At 70.8% G+C, this 20,027-nt stretch carries 18 protein-coding genes; 12 read left to right on the forward strand and 6 right to left on the reverse strand.

All coding sequences use genetic code 11. The features are described from left to right. The first annotated feature begins 48 nt into the window (after positions 1-48). The 3 genes from SLV14N_RS01890 to SLV14N_RS01900 all read left to right on the forward strand — a co-directional run bounded on the left by SLV14N_RS01890 (position 49) and on the right by SLV14N_RS01900 (position 2,983). Positions 49-1,296 (forward strand): glycosyltransferase, encoded by a 1,248-nt coding sequence (locus tag SLV14N_RS01890; RefSeq protein WP_263267714.1) that lies wholly within the window; start codon positions 49-51, stop codon positions 1,294-1,296. Between the two features lie 390 nt (positions 1,297-1,686). Further along, a complete protein-coding gene (locus SLV14N_RS01895) occupies positions 1,687-2,451 on the forward strand; it encodes an ankyrin repeat domain-containing protein (protein ID WP_263267715.1) in 765 nt (254 codons plus the stop codon). A gap of 253 nt (positions 2,452-2,704) precedes the next feature. Beyond that, the gene (locus SLV14N_RS01900; protein WP_018091509.1) at positions 2,705-2,983 is read left to right on the forward strand and encodes a hypothetical protein; all 279 of its coding nucleotides are present in this window, start codon (positions 2,705-2,707) and stop codon (positions 2,981-2,983) included. Between the two features lie 85 nt (positions 2,984-3,068). Here the strand turns inward: SLV14N_RS01900 and SLV14N_RS01905 are convergent, their stop codons facing one another. Next, positions 3,069-3,695: an alpha-ketoglutarate-dependent dioxygenase AlkB gene (locus SLV14N_RS01905; RefSeq protein ID WP_263267717.1), complete on the reverse strand. Its 627-nt coding sequence runs from the start codon at positions 3,693-3,695 to the stop codon at positions 3,069-3,071. Positions 3,696-3,724: 29 nt separating this feature from the next. Between SLV14N_RS01905 and SLV14N_RS01910 the strand changes: the two genes are divergently transcribed. The 4 genes from SLV14N_RS01910 (at position 3,725) to SLV14N_RS01925 (ending at position 7,183) form a co-directional block, all read left to right on the forward strand. Continuing rightward, the gene (locus SLV14N_RS01910) at positions 3,725-4,267 is read left to right on the forward strand and encodes an aminotransferase class IV (RefSeq protein ID WP_263267718.1); all 543 of its coding nucleotides are present in this window, start codon (positions 3,725-3,727) and stop codon (positions 4,265-4,267) included. 187 nt (positions 4,268-4,454) lie between these two features. After that, complete coding sequence (locus SLV14N_RS01915) at positions 4,455-5,213, forward strand: IclR family transcriptional regulator (RefSeq protein WP_263267719.1); 759 nt, start codon at positions 4,455-4,457, stop codon at positions 5,211-5,213. A 104-nt stretch (positions 5,214-5,317) separates the two neighbouring features. Next, positions 5,318-6,547, forward strand: coding sequence for a PP2C family protein-serine/threonine phosphatase (locus SLV14N_RS01920; protein WP_263267720.1), 1,230 nt, complete (start codon positions 5,318-5,320; stop codon positions 6,545-6,547). A 216-nt stretch (positions 6,548-6,763) separates the two neighbouring features. Beyond that, a complete protein-coding gene (locus SLV14N_RS01925) occupies positions 6,764-7,183 on the forward strand; it encodes a PPOX class F420-dependent oxidoreductase (protein ID WP_208679424.1) in 420 nt (139 codons plus the stop codon). A 163-nt stretch (positions 7,184-7,346) separates the two neighbouring features. Here the strand turns inward: SLV14N_RS01925 and SLV14N_RS01930 are convergent, their stop codons facing one another. Then, the gene (locus tag SLV14N_RS01930; protein ID WP_263267723.1) at positions 7,347-8,234 is read right to left on the reverse strand and encodes a SigB/SigF/SigG family RNA polymerase sigma factor; all 888 of its coding nucleotides are present in this window, start codon (positions 8,232-8,234) and stop codon (positions 7,347-7,349) included. 418 nt (positions 8,235-8,652) lie between these two features. On the opposite strand from SLV14N_RS01930, the gene SLV14N_RS01935 reads away from it, so the two are divergent. From SLV14N_RS01935 to SLV14N_RS01950, 4 genes are all read left to right on the forward strand, one after another. Continuing rightward, positions 8,653-9,570, forward strand: coding sequence for a virginiamycin B lyase (locus SLV14N_RS01935; protein ID WP_263267724.1), 918 nt, complete (start codon positions 8,653-8,655; stop codon positions 9,568-9,570). A 369-nt stretch (positions 9,571-9,939) separates the two neighbouring features. Then, positions 9,940-11,229 carry a PP2C family protein-serine/threonine phosphatase gene (locus SLV14N_RS01940; protein WP_263273003.1) on the forward strand — a complete coding sequence of 430 codons (1,290 nt, stop codon included), beginning with the start codon at positions 9,940-9,942 and terminating at the stop codon, positions 11,227-11,229. 258 nt (positions 11,230-11,487) lie between these two features. Continuing rightward, on the forward strand, positions 11,488-11,790 hold the full coding sequence (locus SLV14N_RS01945; RefSeq protein ID WP_263267725.1) for a DUF1206 domain-containing protein: 303 nt from the start codon (positions 11,488-11,490) through the stop codon (positions 11,788-11,790). Between the two features lie 108 nt (positions 11,791-11,898). Further along, entirely contained in the window at positions 11,899-12,225 is a 327-nt protein-coding gene (locus tag SLV14N_RS01950; RefSeq protein ID WP_263267727.1) for a hypothetical protein, read from the forward strand. A gap of 129 nt (positions 12,226-12,354) precedes the next feature. Here SLV14N_RS01950 and SLV14N_RS01955 read toward each other — a convergent pair whose 3' ends face one another. The 4 genes from SLV14N_RS01955 to SLV14N_RS01970 all read right to left on the reverse strand — a co-directional run bounded on the left by SLV14N_RS01955 (position 12,355) and on the right by SLV14N_RS01970 (position 18,719). After that, positions 12,355-14,169 (reverse strand): M28 family peptidase, encoded by a 1,815-nt coding sequence (locus SLV14N_RS01955; protein WP_263267729.1) that lies wholly within the window; start codon positions 14,167-14,169, stop codon positions 12,355-12,357. Between the two features lie 374 nt (positions 14,170-14,543). Further along, complete coding sequence (locus tag SLV14N_RS01960; RefSeq protein ID WP_208679430.1) at positions 14,544-16,073, reverse strand: aldehyde dehydrogenase family protein; 1,530 nt, start codon at positions 16,071-16,073, stop codon at positions 14,544-14,546. A gap of 55 nt (positions 16,074-16,128) precedes the next feature. After that, a complete protein-coding gene (locus SLV14N_RS01965; protein ID WP_263267731.1) occupies positions 16,129-17,520 on the reverse strand; it encodes a VOC family protein in 1,392 nt (463 codons plus the stop codon). A gap of 29 nt (positions 17,521-17,549) precedes the next feature. After that, positions 17,550-18,719: an FAD-binding oxidoreductase gene (locus SLV14N_RS01970; protein ID WP_263267732.1), complete on the reverse strand. Its 1,170-nt coding sequence runs from the start codon at positions 18,717-18,719 to the stop codon at positions 17,550-17,552. A 182-nt stretch (positions 18,720-18,901) separates the two neighbouring features. Between SLV14N_RS01970 and SLV14N_RS01975 the strand changes: the two genes are divergently transcribed. After that, a complete protein-coding gene (locus SLV14N_RS01975; protein ID WP_263267734.1) occupies positions 18,902-19,816 on the forward strand; it encodes a LysR family transcriptional regulator in 915 nt (304 codons plus the stop codon). The last annotated feature ends 211 nt before the right edge of the window (positions 19,817-20,027 follow it).

Consider the following 20,027-nt stretch of genomic DNA (forward strand, 5'->3'; position numbering starts at 1 on the left):
CTCCGTGGTCGGAATCGCCGGAACTCAGGGAACGGAACACTGCCGACCATGCACATCCTGATCGCTACCGCAGGTTCGCACGGGGACGTGGCTCCCTACACCGGCCTCGGTGCCCGGCTGCGGCAAGCCGGACACCGGGTGGTGATGGCCACCCATGCCCGCTCGGCCGAGACGGTCCGCCGCAGCGGCCTCGGCTTCCGCCCGCTTCCGCTCGACCGGTACGCCACCTCCGGAACGGGCTCCCAGCAGGGAGACGGGTCAGGGAAGGGCGGCTCCGGGGCCGGCCTCTCCAAGGTCGAACAGATAAAGCTGGCAAGGGAATTGGCGCCGGAGATGGCCGACGCGGTTGCGGAGGCCTGTGCGTCGGGCGCGGAAGTCGTGCTGCTGTCCAGCAGTTTGGCGCCCTTGGGGCTGGTGGCCGCGGAGGGTCTGGGGCTCCCCAGTCTCGGCGTCTTCCTGCAACCCCTCGCGCCCACCCGGGAGTTCCCGCCGGTCATCTTCAACATGCCGTCGATGGGGCCGTTCACCAACCGGGCCGCGGCACGGTGCGCCGAGTCCTTGCTGACCCGGGCCTTTGCCCCGGGCGTGCGCCATCTGCAGCGACGACTGGGTGTGCCGCCGTCCGCCCCGGAACGCCGGCGGGCCACCTGGCCCGTCCAGCACGGTTTCAGCCCGGTGGTGGTCCCCCGGCCTGCCGACTGGCGGCCGGGGATGGAGGTGGCCGGCTACTGGTGGCCGTCGGAGGATCCTGACTGGACGCCGGAGCCCCGGCTCGCGGACTTCCTGCAGTCCGGTCCGCCACCGGTGTATGTGGGATTCGGCAGTATGCAGCCGAGCGATCCGGAACGGCTCGGGCGTCTCGTGGCACGAGCCCTGAAGCTCGCCGGCGTACGCGGTGTCGTCCAGGCGAGCTGGGCCGGTCTGTCGGTGGACGGCGACGAGGTGCTGACGGTGGGCGAGGTGCCGCACGCCTGGCTGTTCCCGCGTATGGCGGCCGTCGTCCATCACGCGGGCGCCGGAACCACCGCGGCCGGTCTGCGCGCGGGGGTGCCGGCGGTCCCGGTACCGATGATGCTGGACCAGCCCTTCTGGGCGGCACGTCTCACCGCACTCAGGGTCAGCCCGGGAAAGGTCCCGTTCCGGCGGCTCTCCGCGGAGAACCTGGCGGAGGCGGTACGGAAGGCCGTGCACGACCCCCGGTACCGTCATCGCGCCCGGCAGGTCTCGTCGTTGATCGGCGCCGAGGACGGTGCCGCCCGGGTCCTGACGGCCGTTGAGCACCTGGCGGGGCGGTGACACGGGGCGGAACCGCCGATCGCCGAGGGCTTGACGAGGTGGCGGCGCGAGGGTGCTTGTCGCGAGGGCGCTTGTTGAGGCGGCGGCACACGCCGCTGGGCCGGGGCGGTGCGGCGCCTGGTTGAGGGCGAGCCATCCGCCGTAGGAGGCTCCGACCGGCTCTTCCCGAACGACGGGTGAACCGGCGCTTCCCTGTGGGCCGTTGGGGCGCCGCCGGAGGGAGCCGCGACGGGTGGGCCGCGGAAAGGTGACGCCGCACGCTGCCGCCGACGGACGCGTCCGGCATGCCGCGTTCCGCCCGCCGTCGCCAGGTGCGCCACGGCTACGGCGGCCTCCGGCGGCACCGTCGTACGCTTCGCCGATGCCGGCTCTCCCACGGAAGGACTCTGCATGACCGAGGCGTTGACCCCACGACTCATCTCCGCCATCTACGCGAACGAGGTGGACACGGTGGAAAAGCTCCTGCGGCAGGGGGCTTCCCCCGCCGCCCCGGATGCCGACGGGGAGACGCCGTTGTACCTGGCCGCGGTGTCAGGGCAGTCGGACATCGTGCGACTGCTCCTCGAAGCAGGGGCCTCACCCGATACGGAGAGCAGGGGGGAACCGGGAAGTGACGGGCTGCCGCTGTGCGCGGCGGCCTGCTGGGGTCACGAGGAAGTGGTGCGCGCACTGCTCGCGCACGGCGCCGACCCCGATCTCAGAGAGGATGACGGGACGTCCTACACCCCCTTGATGTGGGCGGCCACCAATGGCCACCACCGGACCGCCCAGCTCCTGCTGGAGGGACGGGCCGACCCGGACGCAGCTCACCGCGACCGCACCCCGCTGATGGCGGCGGCCGAGCGGGGATCGGTAGCGGTCGTACGGGCCCTGCTGCACCACGGCGCCACCCCGCAGCTCACCGATGCGCAGGGCCGGACGGCCTGGCACCTGGCCCGCGAGGAGAGCGGCAAGGACATCGAGAGCGAGCTGCGCCGGAAGGCGGGCGCGGCCCCGGACGCCCGGTGTGAGGTCCGGCGCAGCCCTCGCCCCGAGGGCACCGAACTGGTCGAACTCACCGTCCACGCCCCGAACGGCACCGGCACGGCCGAGTACCACCAGGAGACGGGGCACGCCGCGATCGTGGCCCTGCTGGAGGAGAACACGCCGGATTGAGGCCGGCCGGCACGGGGGCGCACAAGGCGCAGGTCGCGCCCCGGCCCAGGTGTTCGGGACCGGCCCACATCCTGCGGCTTCCCGCATATCGACCACATTCGTAGGATTTCTGCTTTTCTCAGCCTTCTGTCTGCATTGCGTAAAACCATGGGCGTTGACGGGATGAAGGGTGCACCACAGGTGCATGGTCAATCCTGCCCGGCCACAGGCGGGGCAGCCAACATCACCGCAATGCAGAAAGGCATGATCCTCAATGATTGACGGGTTCAAGCGCGCCATCGCTCTCGGCGCCGCCACCGTGGCTCTCGCCGGAGGTGCGGTCTTCTCCTCGGTGGGAGTCGCCTCGGCCACGCCGTCGCACCCCGGCGACCACTCCCCCACCAGGCACGTCGACAGGGGCCGCTGTCACATGGTCCATGGACACTGGATCCGTGTCTGGCACCCGGCCTGGCGGGACCGGCACGGCCACCGCCACCCGGGCCACTGGACCCGGACCTGGCACCGGGCCCATCTGGTGTGCCACAGACACTGACCGGGCAGCCCCCAGTAGTTACCGGGCCCCCGAGCCGGTTGCGGCTCGGGGGCCCTCTGTCATGACACCGGTAGGGCGACCGCCCTCAGTGCACGCCGTGGGGCCGGAACTGGATACTGATCCGCGGTTCTGTCGCGCGGGTGCTCTTGGGGATCGCATGCTCCCAGGTCCGTTGACAGGAGCCGCCCATCACGAGCAGATCGCCGTGCCCGAGCGGGCGCCGTACCGTGCCGCCGCCGCGCCGCGGGCGCAGCAGCAGATCACGCGGCGCACCCACGGACAGGATGGCGACCATCGTGTCCTCCCGTCTGCCGCGGCCGATCCGGTCACCGTGCCAGGCCACGCTGTCGTGGCCGTCCCGGTAGTAGCACAGGCCGGCCGTGGTGAACGGTTCGCCGAGCTCGGTGGCGTAGTGGGCGGACAGCGTTTCCCGCGCCTCGTCCAGGACGGGGTGCGGCAGGGCATCGTCGGCCTGATAGAAGGCGAGCAGTCGTGGTACGTCCACCATCTGCTCGTACATCCGCCGGCGCTCGGCCTGCCAGGGAACCTCGGCGGCCAGCTGCTCGAACAGGGCGTCCGCCCCGCTCAGCCAGCCCGGCAGCAGATCGATCCAGGCACCGTCACCGAGCTCGGACCGGCGCATCCCGTGCAGCGGACCGAGCCGGACCTCGTCGGTCTGGTCGAAGAGCGAGCCCTGGAGATGCGTGGCCATGCCGTCAGGGTACGCTCATAATCGAATGCTTGTTCTGTAGTGGCGAGGCGAGGGCGCAGACCTTCAGCACGGTCGCGAGCACCCACCTCTCCACCGGCCGTCCCCCGGTCCCGGAGCCCGAGACCGCACAGCGTCTGCGCAGTGTGGCGTACCAGCGGCCCGCGGCCCACCTCAAGCATCTCGGAGGATTCGGGCAGCGGTACCACCTGAGCCGGGTGCGGCAGGAGGGGTTCGACGAGGCTCTTCTGGTGGCACCGGATGGTGCGGTGGCCGAGGGCGCGATCACCAACATCGGCTTCGTCAAGGACGGAACGGTCATCTGGCCCGACGCGCCCGCCCTCCTGGGAACCACCATGCTGGTGCTCCGGCGGGAACTGGACCGGGCCGGGGTGCCCTGGACGCAACGACCGGTGCACACCGACGACTTGGCCTCCTTCGAGGGGGCATTCGTCTCCAACTCCCAAGGGGTTGCCGCCGTCTCGGCGATCGACGACACACGCTACCCGGCGGATACGGAGCTGGTGCGCACGGTGCGGAGCCTGTACCAGGCCGCCGCCTGGGACGAGATCTGACCACCGCCGTCCGGCGTGCGATTTTCCACGGCAGTGGGCACCTGCGCCTGAGTGCATCCGCTCATGCGCACCTCCGGTACGGATACCTTGCTCGCCGTGTGTGCTCCGCCGCATACCGTCCGCAAGAGAAGGCGGCGTGCGGCAAGAGGGCCTTGCCCGGGTGCGGCGCCAGAGGCAGGCTGAACGTATGGGCAACGGCGAGGGCCCCACGCTCATCACCTCCGTCCAGCGAGCCTTCCGGCTGATGGAGGCTGTCGGCGCGCACGAGGGCGGCGCGCCCGCGAAGCAGCTGGCACGGGAAACGGGGCTGCCCCTGGCGACCACGTATCACCTCCTGCGCACCCTGGCTCACGACGGGTACATCCGGAAGCTGGACGACGGCGGTTTCGTCCTGGGCGAGAAGCTGACCACGCTGCACGCCGGCGGACAGGGACAGGCGCTGCTGACCCGGGTCCGGCCCGCGCTCGCGGCACTGCGGGACGATCTCTCGGCCGCCGCCTACCTGACGTTCTACGAGGACGGCGAGATCCGTGTCGTCGAGATCATCGACGGCCCCCGGGCACCGCGGGTGGACCTCTGGGTGGGCTTCGAGGACGCCGGGCACGCCACGGCGCTGGGCAAGTGCGTACTGCGCGAGCTGGACAACGAAGCCCGTGACGACTACCTCTCACGGCACCCTCTCGCCGATCTCACACCGCGCACCATCACCGGCCGCGCCGAACTCCTCCGGCAGCTCGACAGCACACCCCTGCCGCAGGCGGTGACGGACATGGAGGAGTACGCCCTCGGGACGTTCTGTGTCGCCGTACCGGTGTACAGCGGTGAGACGCTCGGCTCCCTCGGTGTGTCACTCCGGGCGGACCGGGTCTCCCGCATCGACGAGGTCCGGAGCCGGCTGATTCCGGCAGCGGGCCGCGTGACCAGAGGGCTTTCGCTCACTATCTGAAATTCCGGTCCTTGCGGCCGCCACCCCCGCACCCGTTTCCTAGATGAAACGGACATTTAGGCACGTAAGTGCCATGAGTAGGGAAGCGAGCCGCGGACGAGGACATGCGCCCAGCCCGAACCCACCCCCACGACCACCGGCCGCAGCTTGCCCGTCCGTTCTCCGCTCTGCGGAGGGCCGCCCGTCGCCCTGTCCCGGCCCGGGGCGATGCGCCGTCCGGCGGCGTGGGCGTCCGCCGGCACTTCGCCGCCGGAGTACCGGTTCTGATCATCGCGGCCGTCGCGCTCCTCGCCCTGACGGGCGGGACCGGGATGAGCTGGCTGCCGCTGCTCGCCGTCGGCCCCGCGCTGGCCGCCGCCACCAGCGGGCCGTGGGGGGTGCTCCGCATCGGTGCGCTGGCCGTGGGGCTGGGCGCCGCCATCGGTGTGCATGCCGGTACGCCGGATCATGAGCTGGCGATCGTGCTGTCCGCGCTGTCCGCCGTGACCTTGGCCAGCACTCTGGCCAGTGCCCTGCGCGGGCGCCGTGAACGGGTACTGGCCGCGGTCCGCTCGGTCGCCGAGGCCGCACAACACGCCTTCCTCAAGCCGGTGCCCTCGACCGTGGGGCATTTCCAGGCGGCGGTGCGGTACAGCGCCGCCGCTGCCGAGGCCCGGATCGGCGGGGACCTGTATGCACTGGTGCCCACGCCCTACGGCATTCGCCTCATCGTCGGCGACGTACGCGGCAAGGGGCTGCCGGCGGTCGGGATCGCCGCCCTGGTCCTGGGCGTCTTCCGGGAGGCGGCCTACGACGAGCCGGATCTCCTCGATGTCGTCCACCGGATCGAACGGAGCCTGGCGCGCAACCTCGGGCCGGACGACTTCGTCACCGCGGTGATCGCCGGATACCCCGACGCCGACCGGATGGAGCTGGTCAACTGCGGACATGCCGCTCCGCTGCTGGTCCAGGACGCGGGCGTGCTGCCCTTGGAGCCTGCCCGGCCGACCCCGCCGCTCGGCCTGCGGGCGCTCGCCGACGAGACCCCGAGCCTCCAGGAAGTAGCCCTGGCCGACGGGAACCAGCTGCTCTTCTACACCGATGGCGTGACCGAGGCCCGCGACCACGAGCGGGAGTTCTACCCGCTCCGGGAACGGCTGGCCCTGCACCTCTCGGAGGACCCGACCCGCACCCTCGCCGCGCTCCATGAAGATCTGCTCACGCATGTGGGCGGCGAGCTCCACGATGACGCCGCGCTGCTCCTGCTCCGGAAGCCGGCCGTCGCCCCGTCGGCACCGAGCGGCATCGACGAGCCGGCCGTCCCGTGCCCCTCCCGGCCGGTGGCTGCCGAATAGCCGAAGAGGGCACGGGTGCTGATCCGGAGGACGGACCTCGAGGCCGGCTCGTCCTCCGGATCAGCGCCCGGCTGGACCGCCGTGAAGGCCGGAAGCGGCTCCGGCCACGGTCGCCCCCGTCAGCAGGAACCCGGTGGGTGAACTGAGTACAGTCATCATGTCGATCATGTCGCACGTCCCGGCCGGCGGACGGCTACGTAGTGGAGGGCACCTCAGATGTCGAAACCACCGCTTCCCGATACGGCAGTCACCATGCTGGGCAAGGCGAACCCTGCGGTCATCACCACGCTACGCTCGGACGGACAGCCGGTCTCCACGGCCACCTGGTACCTCTGGGACAACGGCCGGGTGCTGGTCAACATGGATGAAGGCCGCAAACGGCTGGCGCACCTCCGCAACGACCCCAGGGTCACCCTCACCGTGCTGGACGACGGCAACTGGTACACACACCTCAGCCTCATCGGCCACGTCGCCGAAATCCGTGACGACGGCGAACTCACGGACATCGACCGACTGGCGCGGCGCTACCTCGGCAAGCCGTACCCGCAGCGGGACCGCCGTCGGGTCAGCGCCTGGATCGAGATCGACCGCTGGCACGGCTGGGGCAGCTTGAAGGACAGCAGCCAGGCCGGCTGAGGACGGCCTGACCCGGCGCGGCGGGGCCAGGCACCCGCGTCCGCTCGGCCACCGGCCCTGACCGCCGGGCGCCCGCGGCCGTGCCATTTCCGCGCCATCTTTCTCGCGGTCTTTCTCGCCGTCTTTCTCGCCATCGCTCTGAGCCACCGTCATGGCGGCCCCGTCATCCCTCGGCGAGCAGTGCCTTGCGCAGGGTGGTGCAGGCGCGGGTCAGCAGGCGCGAGACATGCATCTGGGAGAGACCGAGCTCCTCGCCGATCTCGGCCTGTGTCATCTCTGCCCCGAAGCGCAGCTGGAGGAGGGTGCGGTCGCGGTCGTCGAGCTCGGCCAGGTGCGGCTTGAGGGCCTGGATGTCTTCGGCCAGGGCGAGGGCGGGGTCCTCGGTGCCGATGAGGTCGGCGACGAGACCGGTCTGCTGCTTGCCGCCACCGCCGGCCTGGATGGGCCGGTCGATGGAATCGCTGTCATAGCCGTTGCAGGCCACCAGGCCCTCGGCCACCTCCTCCTCCGTCATGTCGAGGTGGCCGGCGAGCTCCGCGACGGACGGCTCGTGGCTCCCCTGCCCCTCCAGCTCTTCCCGGGCACGGGCGAGGTCGATCCGCAGCTCCTGCAGGCGCCGCGGCACCCGCACCGACCAGGTGGTGTCGCGGAAGAACCGCTTGATCTCACCCTGGATGTACGGGACGGCCAGCGTCGTGAACTCCACGTCACGGGACGGGTCGTAGCGGTCGATCGCCTTGATCAGACCGATCGTCCCGACCTGCAGAACGTCCTCCATCGACTCCCTGCGGCTGGAGAACCGGCGGGCGACATAGCGCACCAGAGAGAGGTTCATCTCGATGAGGGTGTTCCGCACGTACTGGTACTCGGGCGTGCCCTCCTCCACCGTCTCCAGCCGCTGAAGGAAGAGCTTGGACAACTCCCGTGCGTCTGCCGGGGCGACGCGCTGCGGAGCGGGGATCTGCGGCAGCACCGTCGGAGCCGGAACGGCACACACCTTCGACGTGGTCTCCGGCTCCGTTCCTGCCTTCATGGTGCTGTTGGTCCTCATGCTTCTGGCTCCCGCCTGTTGCTGAGCCCCCGTCGCACGCTCCCCTACCCGTCGCTGTCACATGCATGTCCCGTCGTTCCCGTGCGTTGACCCGTGGCGGGCGGTGCCGCGGGGCGCTGCCGGATGCGCGCAGGGCTCTGGACCCGGTGAATCAGCGGCGTGTGGCAGCGGCGAGGCCGGGAGAGCCAACTGTCCATGTTTTACGTCCTGTTGGAGATCGGCGGAGGGTGCGCCAAGAATTCTGTTGCTTCTTCGGCGGCAGCGTGTCAGCATCATTAATGCAACTTGTGTAGCACTAGCAGCTTCCGACCAACCCTGCCTGACGCTGCCGCTCCTACGCACACGCCCGCTCCCCATCCCTGACCAGCGCCCACCCCGTGCCCCTCGCGCCGCCCGACCGAAAGGACCAGCCCCACCGATGCCCCGTCGCGCCACCTCGTTCCAGCAGATCCCCGTCTCCGACGCCGACGCGGGCCCGTACGCCCTCACCACCGGCCCCGATGGCGCACTGTGGTGCACCTTGGTCCACGCGGGGCAGATCGCCCGGCTGCGACCGGACGGTCAACTCGACCGCTGTGCACTCGACTCCGCGTCCTGCGGACCGTCCGTCATCACCTCAGGACCCGACGGCGCGTTGTGGTTCACCCGGAGCCAGGACCATCGGATCGGGCGGATCACCGTGACCGGTGAGGTGACCTCCTTCCCGCTTCCCACTCCGGGCTGTGGGCCCTACGGCATGGTGTCCGCCCCTGATGGAGCGCTGTGGTTCACACAGCTGCACGGCGACCGGATCGGCCGGATCACCACGGACGGCCGGGTGACGGAATTTCCGCTGCCCCTCAGCGGCGCGTTCCCCTCAGCCATCACCGCCGGCCCCGATGACGCCCTGTGGTTCACCCTCAATCAAGCGCATGCGATCGGCCGCATCAGCTTCGACGGCGAGATCGCCCTCCACCCCCTTCCTGCCGAGAACGCCGCACCGGTCGGCATCACCTGCGGCGGGGACGGCGCGCTCTGGTTCGTGGAGATAGGTGCCGGCCGGATAGGCCGGATCACCACGGACGGTGAGATCGACGAGTTCCCCCTCCCGGACCCGGCGTCCCGGCCCCACGCGATCGTCGCCGGCCCGGCCGGTGACTGCTGGTTCACCGAATGGGGAGCCAACCGCATCGGGTCCATCACTGCTGACGGCCGCATCGAGGAGTACGACCTGCCGATTGCCGCGTCCGAACCGCACGGACTGGCCTTCGGGCCGGACGGTGCCCTCTATGTGGCGCTGGAAATGGGAGCGGTTGTCCGACTGGCGCTCCAGGGGGAGCGAAAGGCCCGCCTCTGACGAGCGGGCGACGTCATCGCGCGATCGGCACCAGAGGCGGTCCCGGCCCCGGAACCGGCCCTGGAACCAGAGCCGGACCCGGAAGCGGACCCAGAATGGGGAACCGGTCGTGGTGAACCGACGCATCGCGTCGCGTCCCGTCACTCAGGGCCCACGTTCCGCAACCCGGAGGTGTCGCTCTTGTGCCGCACCGCGGTGTCGCTGTGGGCGAGCTCCGTCCGGGTGTCACCATCGACAGCACAGGCATCGCCCCTGACCGCACGGGCAGCCGACGATGCCGTGAACGGGACCGCCCACAGGGCGAAGGGCTCGGCGGGCCGACACCCGAGGAAAGGTGCCTCCATGAGCAGTCCAGCCGCCCGGGGGCGGATGCTGGGTGATCTTATTGCCGCGAGCCATGTGGTCACGCTGGAGCAGATCCCGGACCTGGTCGCCAAGCACGCGGCCAAGGTCGGCTGGCTGGATGTGCAGATCTACCTCGCCGATCTGCAGCAGGTCATTCTGTGCCGGCTCGCCGGCTACGCCTCCGGTTACGGAGCAGGGGTGGAGCCGGCGTCGGATGTGGTGCGGGTGGAAGGCACGCTCGCCGGCCGGGCGTTCCAGACAGGGGGCATCGTCGCGGGCAGCACCTCCGAGACCGGCCAGTGGTGGGTTCCGGTGCTCGACGGCACCGAACGGCTGGGAGTGCTGCGGGCCACCGCCGCCCCAGGCACGGAGATGGACTCCCAGACGGCCCAGGACCTGCGCAACCTCGGCGGGCTGGTCGCCTTGATCGTGGTCAGTAAGCGAGGGGTGAGCGATACCTACGCCCGGCTGGTGCGACGCCGGAGGATGAATATCGCCGCGGAGATGGAGTGGCGCGTGATGCCGCCCAGAACCTTCGCCACCGACCGGGTGCTGATCAGTGCCGTGATGGAGCCGGCCTATGAGGTCAGCGGCGATGTGTTCGACTACGCCATCGCCGAGGAGACCGTGCACCTGGCGCTCTTCGACGCCATGGGCCACGACACGGCCGCCGGGCTGACCGCGAACCTCGCGCTCGCAGCCAGCCGTAACCACCGCCGGCAGAACTGCGGAATCCTGCAGATCGCCGAGGCCGTGGAAGAGACCCTTGTGAAGCAGTTCGACGGCAACCGCTTCGCGACCGGCATCCTGGCCGAGCTGAACGCCGCCACCGGGGTGCTGACCTGGACCAGCCTCGGACACCCGCTGCCGGTCGTCATCCGCAAGGGGCGCACCGCCCTGCCCCTGTCCTGCTCCCCCAGCCCTCCCATGGGTACCGACCTGGGCGTGCCGCCCGCGCTCTGCCGGGACCAGCTGGAGCCCGGCGACCGTCTGCTGCTCTACACCGACGGCATCACCGAAGCCCGTGATCGCAAAGGTCAGGAATTCGGCCTGGAGAGCTTCACCGACTTCCTCATCCAGCACCATGCCGACGGACTGCCCGTGCCGGAGACCCTCCGCCGGCTGATCCGGCGTCATCTTGCCTACCACGACGGGCGGCTGGAGGACGACGCCACCGTTCTGCTGCTGGAGTGGAGCGGTCCCACCCCCTACCGGCCCGCCCGCGTCGAAGCCCTCGCCGGTCTCCCCGAACACACCACCCCCGCCACCGCCCTGCCCACCCCCTGGACGACTCCCGGCACAGCGGGCGGGTGACGCGTCGGCGCAGAGGGTCACCGTCGGGCAGAGGAACACCCCAGGCGCAGAGGGACGCCCTCGGGGCAGGGGGGCGCGGGGCAGAGGGACGCCCTCGGCGCAGGGGGCACCGTCGGCGCAGGGGGCACCGTCGGGGAAGAGGGGATGACGGTGCCGTACGCACACCGGCTGAGGAGACGGGCCCGGTGGTTTCCGCTCTGCGGCCAGGGGCAAACGGAGTGCACCCTCGACGGCGGGAAAAGTCTCTGGAGGCAACGCATGCACACGACGACCGCGGTACCCCACATCGGACGAGGCACCGCCCACCGCGCGGCCCGCAGCTCCGCGGTCCGCGCCGCGGCACGTGGTGGTTTCGTGGCTCGGGGTGTGATCTACCTCCTCGTGGGTGTGCCGGCACTGCGGATCGCGTTCGGTGACTCCGGTGAGCAGGCCGACCGGGGCGGGGCGATGGCCTCCTTCGCGGACGCCCCGGCCGGTCCCTGGCTGCTCGTCGCGATCGCGGCAGGCCTCGCTCTGTTCGGCCTCTTCTCGTTCACCATGGCCAGGTGGCGCAACATCTGAGGGCGTCACGCCGCGCGGGCGGTTCAGGTCCCGCGGCGCTCCACGGCCCACCGGCATCATCACAGCACGCCGACCACTCCCCTGCCCCACGACAGGAGCTCACCTCGTATGACCGAGACCCATCAGAACGCCCGGACGGTACAAGCGGTGTTCCGCGCGGAAGCCTTCGTGCGGAACGGTCGCTGGCACCTTGAAGTCGCCAGCCTCGACCGTGAGCCCGATACGGGCGACACGGAGGCTCTGCTCGTCACCCTGTGGCCCGTCGGGGACACCCCCGACGGCACCGGCTTCCCCGCCGTCTCGCTCCGCGGGCAACTGCACGAGAACGGCTTCGCCCTCGCCGACCCGGCTCAGGGAACCGGCGGCTGGACGCCCACCGGCGACCGGGGCCACTACACCGCCGCGTGCCACCCGACGGGCGAGACGACGGCCTGACCCCTCTCGCACGCCCGTCTTGCACGCGCGGGCGCTCCGTTCCCCACCGCGGGACCGGACGGCGGTCATCCGTAAGGGGGCACCGGAGGGACGAGGCACCCCAGTCCCCCTCCCTCCGGTGCCGTCGGGTCAGCCGGTCTGCAGGGTCGCGTCGTCGACGACGAAGCTGGTCTGGAGGCTGGCGTCCTCGGTGGCGGTGAACGTCAGGGTGATCCGTTGTCCGATGTAGGGGGTCAGGTCCAGGGTGCGCTGGGTGTAGCCGCTCGCTGCGTCGGTGTTGGAGAGGGTCGTCAGGGTGGTGCTGCCCACCTTGACCTTGAACGTGTCGTACACGACGCGTTCGGTCTCCTTGGTGTCGATGTGCAGCCAGTAGGTCAGGGTGGCCCTGGCGCAGCCGGCAGGGACGGTCACCGACTGGCTGAGGGAATCGGTGGCGGAGGAGCCGTAGCCGCCGAGCCAGGCGAATCTGCTGCCGGTGTGGGCGGACTGGCCGGTGTGGGCGCCGATCGCCCCGGTGTCACCCGTCCAGGGCGTGGTGCCGCTCTCGAATCCGCCGTTGGTGAGGAGCTGTTGGCCGGTGCAGCTGCCGGTTCCCCTGACGGTCAGGGTGTAGGTCGTGGTGTGGGTGACGGACCCGGTACCGGTGATGGTGAGGGGGTAGGTGCCGGGTGCGGTGCTCGCGGTCGTGGCGACGGTCATGGTGGAGCTGTTGCCGGAGGTCACCGAGGCGGGGTTGAAGGAGACGGTCACCCCGGCCGGCGCGCCCGTGGCCGTCAGCTTCACCGTCTGGGCGGATCCGCTGGTGGTCGCCGTGGAGACGGTGGCGGTGGCCGAGGCGCCCGGGTCGACGCTGCCGTTGGCCGGGCTGGTGGCCAGGGAGAAGTCGTTCGCCGGGGTGGAGTTGGTGACGGCGAGGTTCCACAGGGTGTAGGCGATACCGTCGACGCTGCGGTTCAGTCCGGTGGCGTTGATGTTGCCGGTGGTGTCGCAGGACTGGTGGTAGCAGGGGTCGTAGGCGCGGTTGGCGGTGCCGCCCCACTTCGCCGCCTGTGCCGATGTCTTCCTGGCACCGGCGCCCATCGCGTATCCGGAGGTCGGGATGCCGGCCTGCTCGAAGGAGTAGTCGTCGGAGCGGCCGGCGCCCTCGGTGTTCTCCTCGGGCTGGAGGCCGAGGGAGTCCCAGTACGCCTTCATCGGCTGGGCGGCGGTGGAGTTGACGTGGTTGATGAAGTAGCCGCCGTTGGTCGAGGCGATCATGTCGAAGTTGTAGTACGCCTTGATCTTCGACCGCTCGGCGGAGGAGAGCGAACCGACATAGAAGTCGGAGCCGTTGAGGCCCTGTTCCTCGTCCGTCCACCAGCCGAAGCGGACCCGGGACGCCATGGCCGGGTGCTGTTCCGCGAGGGTGAGTGCCGTCTCCAGCAGCGCGGCCGAGCCGGAGCCGTTGTCGTTGATCCCCGGGCCCGCGCCGACGCCGTCGAGGTGGGAGCCGAACATATAGACCTTGGTGGCGTCGCCCTGCGGCCATTCGGCGATCAGGTTGGGTCCGGCCCCGCTCGCGCAGCCGGAGGTGCAGGGCTGTTCGGTGACGGTGTAGCCGGCCGCCTGGAGCTTGTTCTTGACGTAGGCGACGGAGTCCCGGTAGCCCTGTCCGCTGGACTTGCGGTTGCCGCCGTTGCGGGTGGCGATGTTGTTCAGCTCGGTGAGATGGGCCTGGACCTTGGCCACATCGATGTCCGGGGCGTCGACGGCAGAAGTGCTGTCGGCGGTGGGGCCGTTGGCCGGTGCGCCGGGAGCGCTGCTCACGGTCTGGCCGGTCGATATCGCGTAGGCGGGCAGGTGGGTCCGGGGGGCCGCCGCGGCGGTGGGGGCCGCGGCCAGCGCGGCCGCTCCGATGGTGGCGGCGAGGGATACCCCGGCCACCGCGAGTCTTCGTAGCACCATGGCTCCTTGAGGGGGTAGGGAGTACTACCGGCGGAGGTTCTGGTGGAGCACCGGGCCGTGGCAGCGTCGTGTCGTCCGGCCGGCGCCGACGAGGTGGGGCTCGCGCACGGCTGGAGAGGACATGTCCATGACCCAGGCCGCCGTACCATCACACCGCGGCACCCATGGCGTCAACGGATGTCCCCGCGCGGAGCGGTGTTTGTCGAAAAACGGCAGTTGGCGCCCGATATCCGGGCACTCTCCGGCGCTGGTGACCGCTGCCGGACCCGGACGGCGAGACCCCGGTGGCACGGCGAACCCCCGCCCCGGCTCGGAAGCAGGGCGGGGGCGCGGGTTCCGCTCACGCGGATGACGGGCCGTCAAACGGACAATGTTCAGAGGAAGCTGACGTTCTGGGCGAGGGCGAGGCGGCTGGAGTAGTTGATGGTGTTGGTGGCGGAGCGCATGTAGGCGCGCCAGGCGTCGGAGCCGGACTCGCGGCCGCCACCGGTCTCCTTCTCACCGCCGAAGGCGCCACCGATCTCGGCGCCGGAGGTACCGATGTTGACGTTGGCGATGCCGCAGTCCGAGCCCTCCGCCGACAGGAAGAGCTCGGCCTCCTGCTGGTCCCGGGTGAAGATGCTGGACGACAGGCCCTGCGGGACGTCGTTGTGCAGGGCGATGGCCTGGTCCAGGGTCTCGTAGGTCTGCACGTACAGGATGGGGGCGAAGGTCTCCTCGCGGACGACGTCGGTCTGTTCGTCGACGCGGACGATGACCGGTTCGACGTAACTGGCCCGGGGCGCGGCGTCGGTGAGGCGCCGGTTGCCGCCGGCCAGGATCTTGCCGCCCTCCGCCTGTGCGCGGGCGAGGGCGTCCTGCATGGTCTCCAGGGCCTGTGGGGTGATGAGGGGCCCGACGAGGGTGGTCTCGTCGAAGGGGTCGCCGATGGGGAGCTTCTGGTAGGCGGCGGTCAGCCGCGTGATGAGGGTGTCGGCGATGTCCTGGTGGACGATGAGACGGCGCAGGGTGGTGCAGCGCTGCCCCGCGGTGCCGGCCGCGGCGAAGACGATGCCCTGGACGGCGAGGTCAAGGTCGGCGGAGGGCGCGACGACGGCGGCGTTGTTGCCGCCGAGTTCGAGCAGGGTGCGGCCGAAGCGGGCGGCGACGCGGGGGCCGACCTCGCGTCCCATGCGGGTCGAACCGGTGGCGCTGACCAGCGCGACCCGGGGGTCGTCCACGAGCTTTTCGCCGACGGTGCGGTCGCCCAGCAGCAGACGGTGCACATCCCTCGGGGCACCGACCTCTTCGGCGGCCCGGTCCAGCAGCCGGTCGCAGGCGAGCGAGATCAGCGAGGTGAGCTCGGAGGGCTTCCAGATCACGGTGTCGCCGCAGGCCAGGGCGACGGCGGTGTTCCACGACCAGACGGCGGCGGGGAAGTTGAACGCCGAGATCACACCGACCACCCCGAGGGGGTGCCAGGTTTCGGCGAGGCGGTGGCCGGGGCGCTCGGAGGCGATCGTACGGCCGTAGAGCTGGCGGGACAGACCGACGGCGAAGTCGCAGATGTCGATCATTTCCTGAACCTCACCGAGCGCCTCGGAACGGATCTTGCCCGCTTCGATGGTGATGAGGTCGGCCAGGTCGCTCTTGTGCTCACGCAGCAGCTCCCCCAGGCGGCGGACGAGTTCGCCGCGGCGGGGCGCCGGAGTGGTGCGCCAGGTGAGGAACGCCTCGCGGGAGGCGACGAGGGCCTCCTCGGTGTCGGCGGCGGTGGCGGCCCGCAGGCCGAAGAGGTCTTCGCCGGTGATGGGGCTGCGGGCGTGGAAATCGCCGCCTTCCACGACGGTGACCCCGACGCGGGCGAGGCTGGTGCGGGCCCGGGTGCGCAGGTCCTCGGTGGTGGGGAGGGCGGTGCCGGTCATGATGCTCCTTGGGGTGGGGAGGGGTAGGGAGGGGTGGGATGACGGGTCGGCCGGGTCAGCCGGGCAGGCCGTCCAGGGCGAGTTCGCGGGCGACCTGGACGAGGGAGCGGTTCTGCTGCTCCTCGTAGAGGTCGAAGGGGTCCAGGACGTCACGTCCGATCGCGCCGGAGAGCCAGGCGCTGTCGTAGGCGATGCCGGTACGGTCGTGGTGCCTGGAGCCTTCGTCGCTGAGGTTGGACTGGAAGATGCCGGCCGCGGAGCGCGGCAGGAAGTCCTCGTAGACGATGGGTTCGGCCCGGACCCAGCCCTGCGACAGCAGCTCGTCGAGGCCCGCGGGCGGACGGCTGCCGTCGGCCGGCCGGTCGGGCACGACGTGATAGGTGAAGTGCGCCAGGCCCTGGGCGGCGAGGGCCTGCTCGGTGTCGGGGAGTTCCGCCGCCCACAGGGCGCGGGCGACATCGGCCCGGTCGGCCTGCGGGTCGCGGGCGGCCAGTTCGTCGACGCGGGCGAGCAGTGCGTCGTAACGGGCCCGGCCCTGGCGGGTGAGGGCGATCCCGCGGGCTTCGACCTCACCGAAGCGCACCCGCAGGGCTCCGCTGATCACACTGCCGTCCGGGGTGCGCATCGCCCGGGGCTCGGCGAGGGCACGGAACGAGGTCTGGCGCAGCAGGACATCGGGGCCCTGCCACCGCGGCGGGCCCTGAATGGTGTCGATCATCTCGATGCCGCGCTCGGTCATCCGCCGGTAGAGCGCGTCGATGTCGAGGACGCGGGGCGTGAGGTGGTTGATATGGGTGCTGCGCACACCCCCGATGTCCGCGGCGACGGCGGAGACCTGTTCCAGGGTTTCGTACCACGCCTTGTCGACAGGCTCCGGGGACAGTTCGAAGACCTGCACGGCGAGGTGGAGGAACCGTTCGGCGTCCGTGTCGGACAGTTCCCCGGCGGCTTCCGCGCGGTCGGCGAGGGCCAGCAGTTCCGGGGGGAACAACTGCCGTCCGGCGAGGAAGTTGTCCAGGCGGGCGCGCAGGTCGGGGTCGAAGAACCGGGGGTCCGCCGGGGTGAGCATGGAGGTGAAGACGCGGAACGGGTTTTGTGCCAGCTCCTCGCCGTCGACGGGGCGGAAGGCGGTCGAGACGACGGGGATCGCGCTGGCGGCGGCCTCCCGCAGGTCGTAGAAGCCGACCGGCTGCATGCCCAGGGCGCCGAAGACGCGGGCGACCTGCTGGAGTTCCTCGGGGGTGCCGACCCGGATGGCGCCGTGCCGTTCCGCGGTCACCCGGCCGATGGAGCCCAGGCGTTCGGCGTCGGCGCCCTGCTCGCGCAGCACCTCCTCGTTGACCTCGTGGGAAACGTCCACGAGCGTGGTGTAGGCGGGGACCTCCCGCCCGTACATGTCGGAGAGCCGCCGCGCGAAGGCGGCGCGCAGTTGCCACTGGCTGAACATCGACGGGTCTGCCTTTCGGTCGGGGGAACTCACACCACGTGTGCTTCGGGGCGGGTTTCGGCACCGGTCGTGAACCGGTCGGCGCTGAGCGGGGTGACGTCCACGAACGGGGTGCGGTCGAGGTGGATGTCGCGCATGATCTCGCCGACCGCGGGGGCCTGCAGGAAGCCATGGCCGGAAAACCCGGTGGCGTACAGGAAGTTGGGCAGCGTGCCGGAGCGTCCGATCAGTGCGTTGTGGTCCGGGGTGACCTCGTACAGTCCGGCCCAGCCGTCGTGGGTCTCCATGTCGGCGAGGGCGGGGGCCCTGCGCCGGGCGGCGGCACGGAAGAGTTCGAGCCAGTCCGGGGTCCAGGTGGTGTCGAAGCCGTCGGCCTGGGCGGGATCGGCGAGGCCGAAGAGCAGTCCGTCGTCGCTGTTGTGGAAGTAGGCCGTGGAGGCGAAGTCGATGGTGAAGGGGACGCGCGGGGCGGGTGGTGCGAGCGGCGCCGTGAAGGCGAGCTGGCGGCGCACCGGGCGTACCGGGAGGTGGACGCCCGCCATCTCGCCGATCCGTGCGGACCAGGCGCCCGCGGCGCAGATGACCGTGGAGCAGGAGATCCGGCCATGGTCGGTGTGGACGGCCGTGACCCGGTCGCCGGTGGTGTCGATACCGGTGACGGCGGTGTGCGGGGCGAAGACCACCCCCGCCCGCGCGGCGGCACGCGCATAGCCCTGGACCGCCAGTCCGGGCCGGGCATGGCCGTCGGTCGGGGAGTAGGCGGCGGCCACCAGCCCCTCGGTGCTGACGTAGGGACACAGCTGCTGTGCCTCGCGGGGGCCGATCATTCGGCTGGGGACGCCGAAGCTGTTCTGGATGTCGACGCCGGTCTCGAAGTCCGCGGCCTGCTGGTCGCTGGTGAGCAGGAAGAGATAACCGACGCTGTCCAGCCGGATGTCGGCGCCGGGCCGCCGCGGGAAGTCCTGCCAGGCACGCAGACTCCGGCTGCCCAGTGCGATGTTGAGCGGGTCGGAGAACTGCGCCCGCACACCGCCGATCGGCTTGCCCGAACTGCCGCTGCCCAGTTCGCCGCGCTCGACGACGACGATGTTGTGCACCCCGGCCTCGGCCAGGTGGAACGCGATGCTGGTGCCCATCACGCCGCCGCCGACGATCACCACGTCGGCCGTGGGCGGGACGGTGCGGGAGGTGGATGACATGGACAAGAGGCCGATCCCTTCCGAAGGCCCGGCCCGCTGCCGGTGGGCGTCCGTCCGGCACAGGAGCTGGGCTGTCAGTGCATGGCGAGAAGAGCTGATCAGCTAGCTGCCCGTCATCGTGCAGCAACCCAACCGTTGACGTCTACGAACAGTTAGTGCGTCTGATCTATTACGATCTCTATATGGACTGGACGAGTGCCCAGCTGCGGTCCCTGGTGGAACTGACCAGGCGCGGCACGATCACCGCGGCGGCACAGGCCCTTGGATACACGCCCGGTGGGGTCTCTCAGCAGATCGCCGCGCTGGAGAAGGCCGCGGGCATGGAGCTGCTGCGGCGGGTCGGGCGGCGGGTGGAGCTGACCGACGCCGGGCGGACGCTGTCACGTCACGCGGAGCGGATCCTGTCCACGGAGGCGGAAGCCGTCGAGGCCCTGGAGCGCACCCGGCACGAGATCTCCGGCGTCCTGCAGGTGGGGCTGTTCGCCACGGCGGCCGCCGAGCTGCTGCCGCCGGCCCTGCAGGAGGCCCGGCGGGCCCATCCCGGGCTGACGGTGCAGAGCCGCGATATGGATGTGGACGAGGTGCATGACGCCGTCGCGTCCGGCGCGGTGGATCTGGCGCTCGGTCTGGACTACCCGGATGTGCCGATTCCGCGCGAGCCCGCCCTGCGGGTGCGGCGGCTGTACCGCGAGCGGTTCTCGCTGGCGGTACCGGCCGGATCGATGGCGGGACGCGAGGTGATCGGCCTGGCGGAGACCCAGGAACTGGGCTGGATCCTGCCGTCGGCCGACAGCTACTACGGGCGCGCGGTGCGCACCGCCTGCCGGCGGGCGGGGGTCGAACCGCGGGTCCAGCACGAGGTGACCGATACCGCGGCCACGCTGGCGCTCGTCGAGGCGGGGATCGGGGTGAGCACGGTGACGGATCTGATGCTCGGCCTGCGGGCGTCACGCCTGGACGTGGTGCGGCTGCGGGAGCGGATCGAGCGGCACATCGTGGTGATGTTCCGTTCCTCCGTCGAGCACCGGCCCACGGTGACGGCCCTGGTCGACGTCCTGCGGGCGGTGTCCGGGGCCCGCCACGATCGGTCCGACTAGCCGCCGCCCCCGTGCTCAACAGGCTTGCGGCCTGGGCGGGTTGCCCTGACCCAGGGAACAAGGTGCCGTGTACACCAGAGCCCGATCTCCTCGTGCTGCGACGCGGCTGCGCCAGCGTTCCTTACCCTCAGCACCGCAAGTTGTCGCGCTGCGGTCTCTTTTGCCGGGGAGGATGGTGAGTGATGGTTTCAGGCCAGTGGTGACCCACGCC

The sequence above is a fragment of the Streptomyces sp. Je 1-4 4N24 genome (assembly GCF_026239515.1).
Lineage (GTDB): Bacteria > Actinomycetota > Actinomycetes > Streptomycetales > Streptomycetaceae > Streptomyces > Streptomyces nigrescens.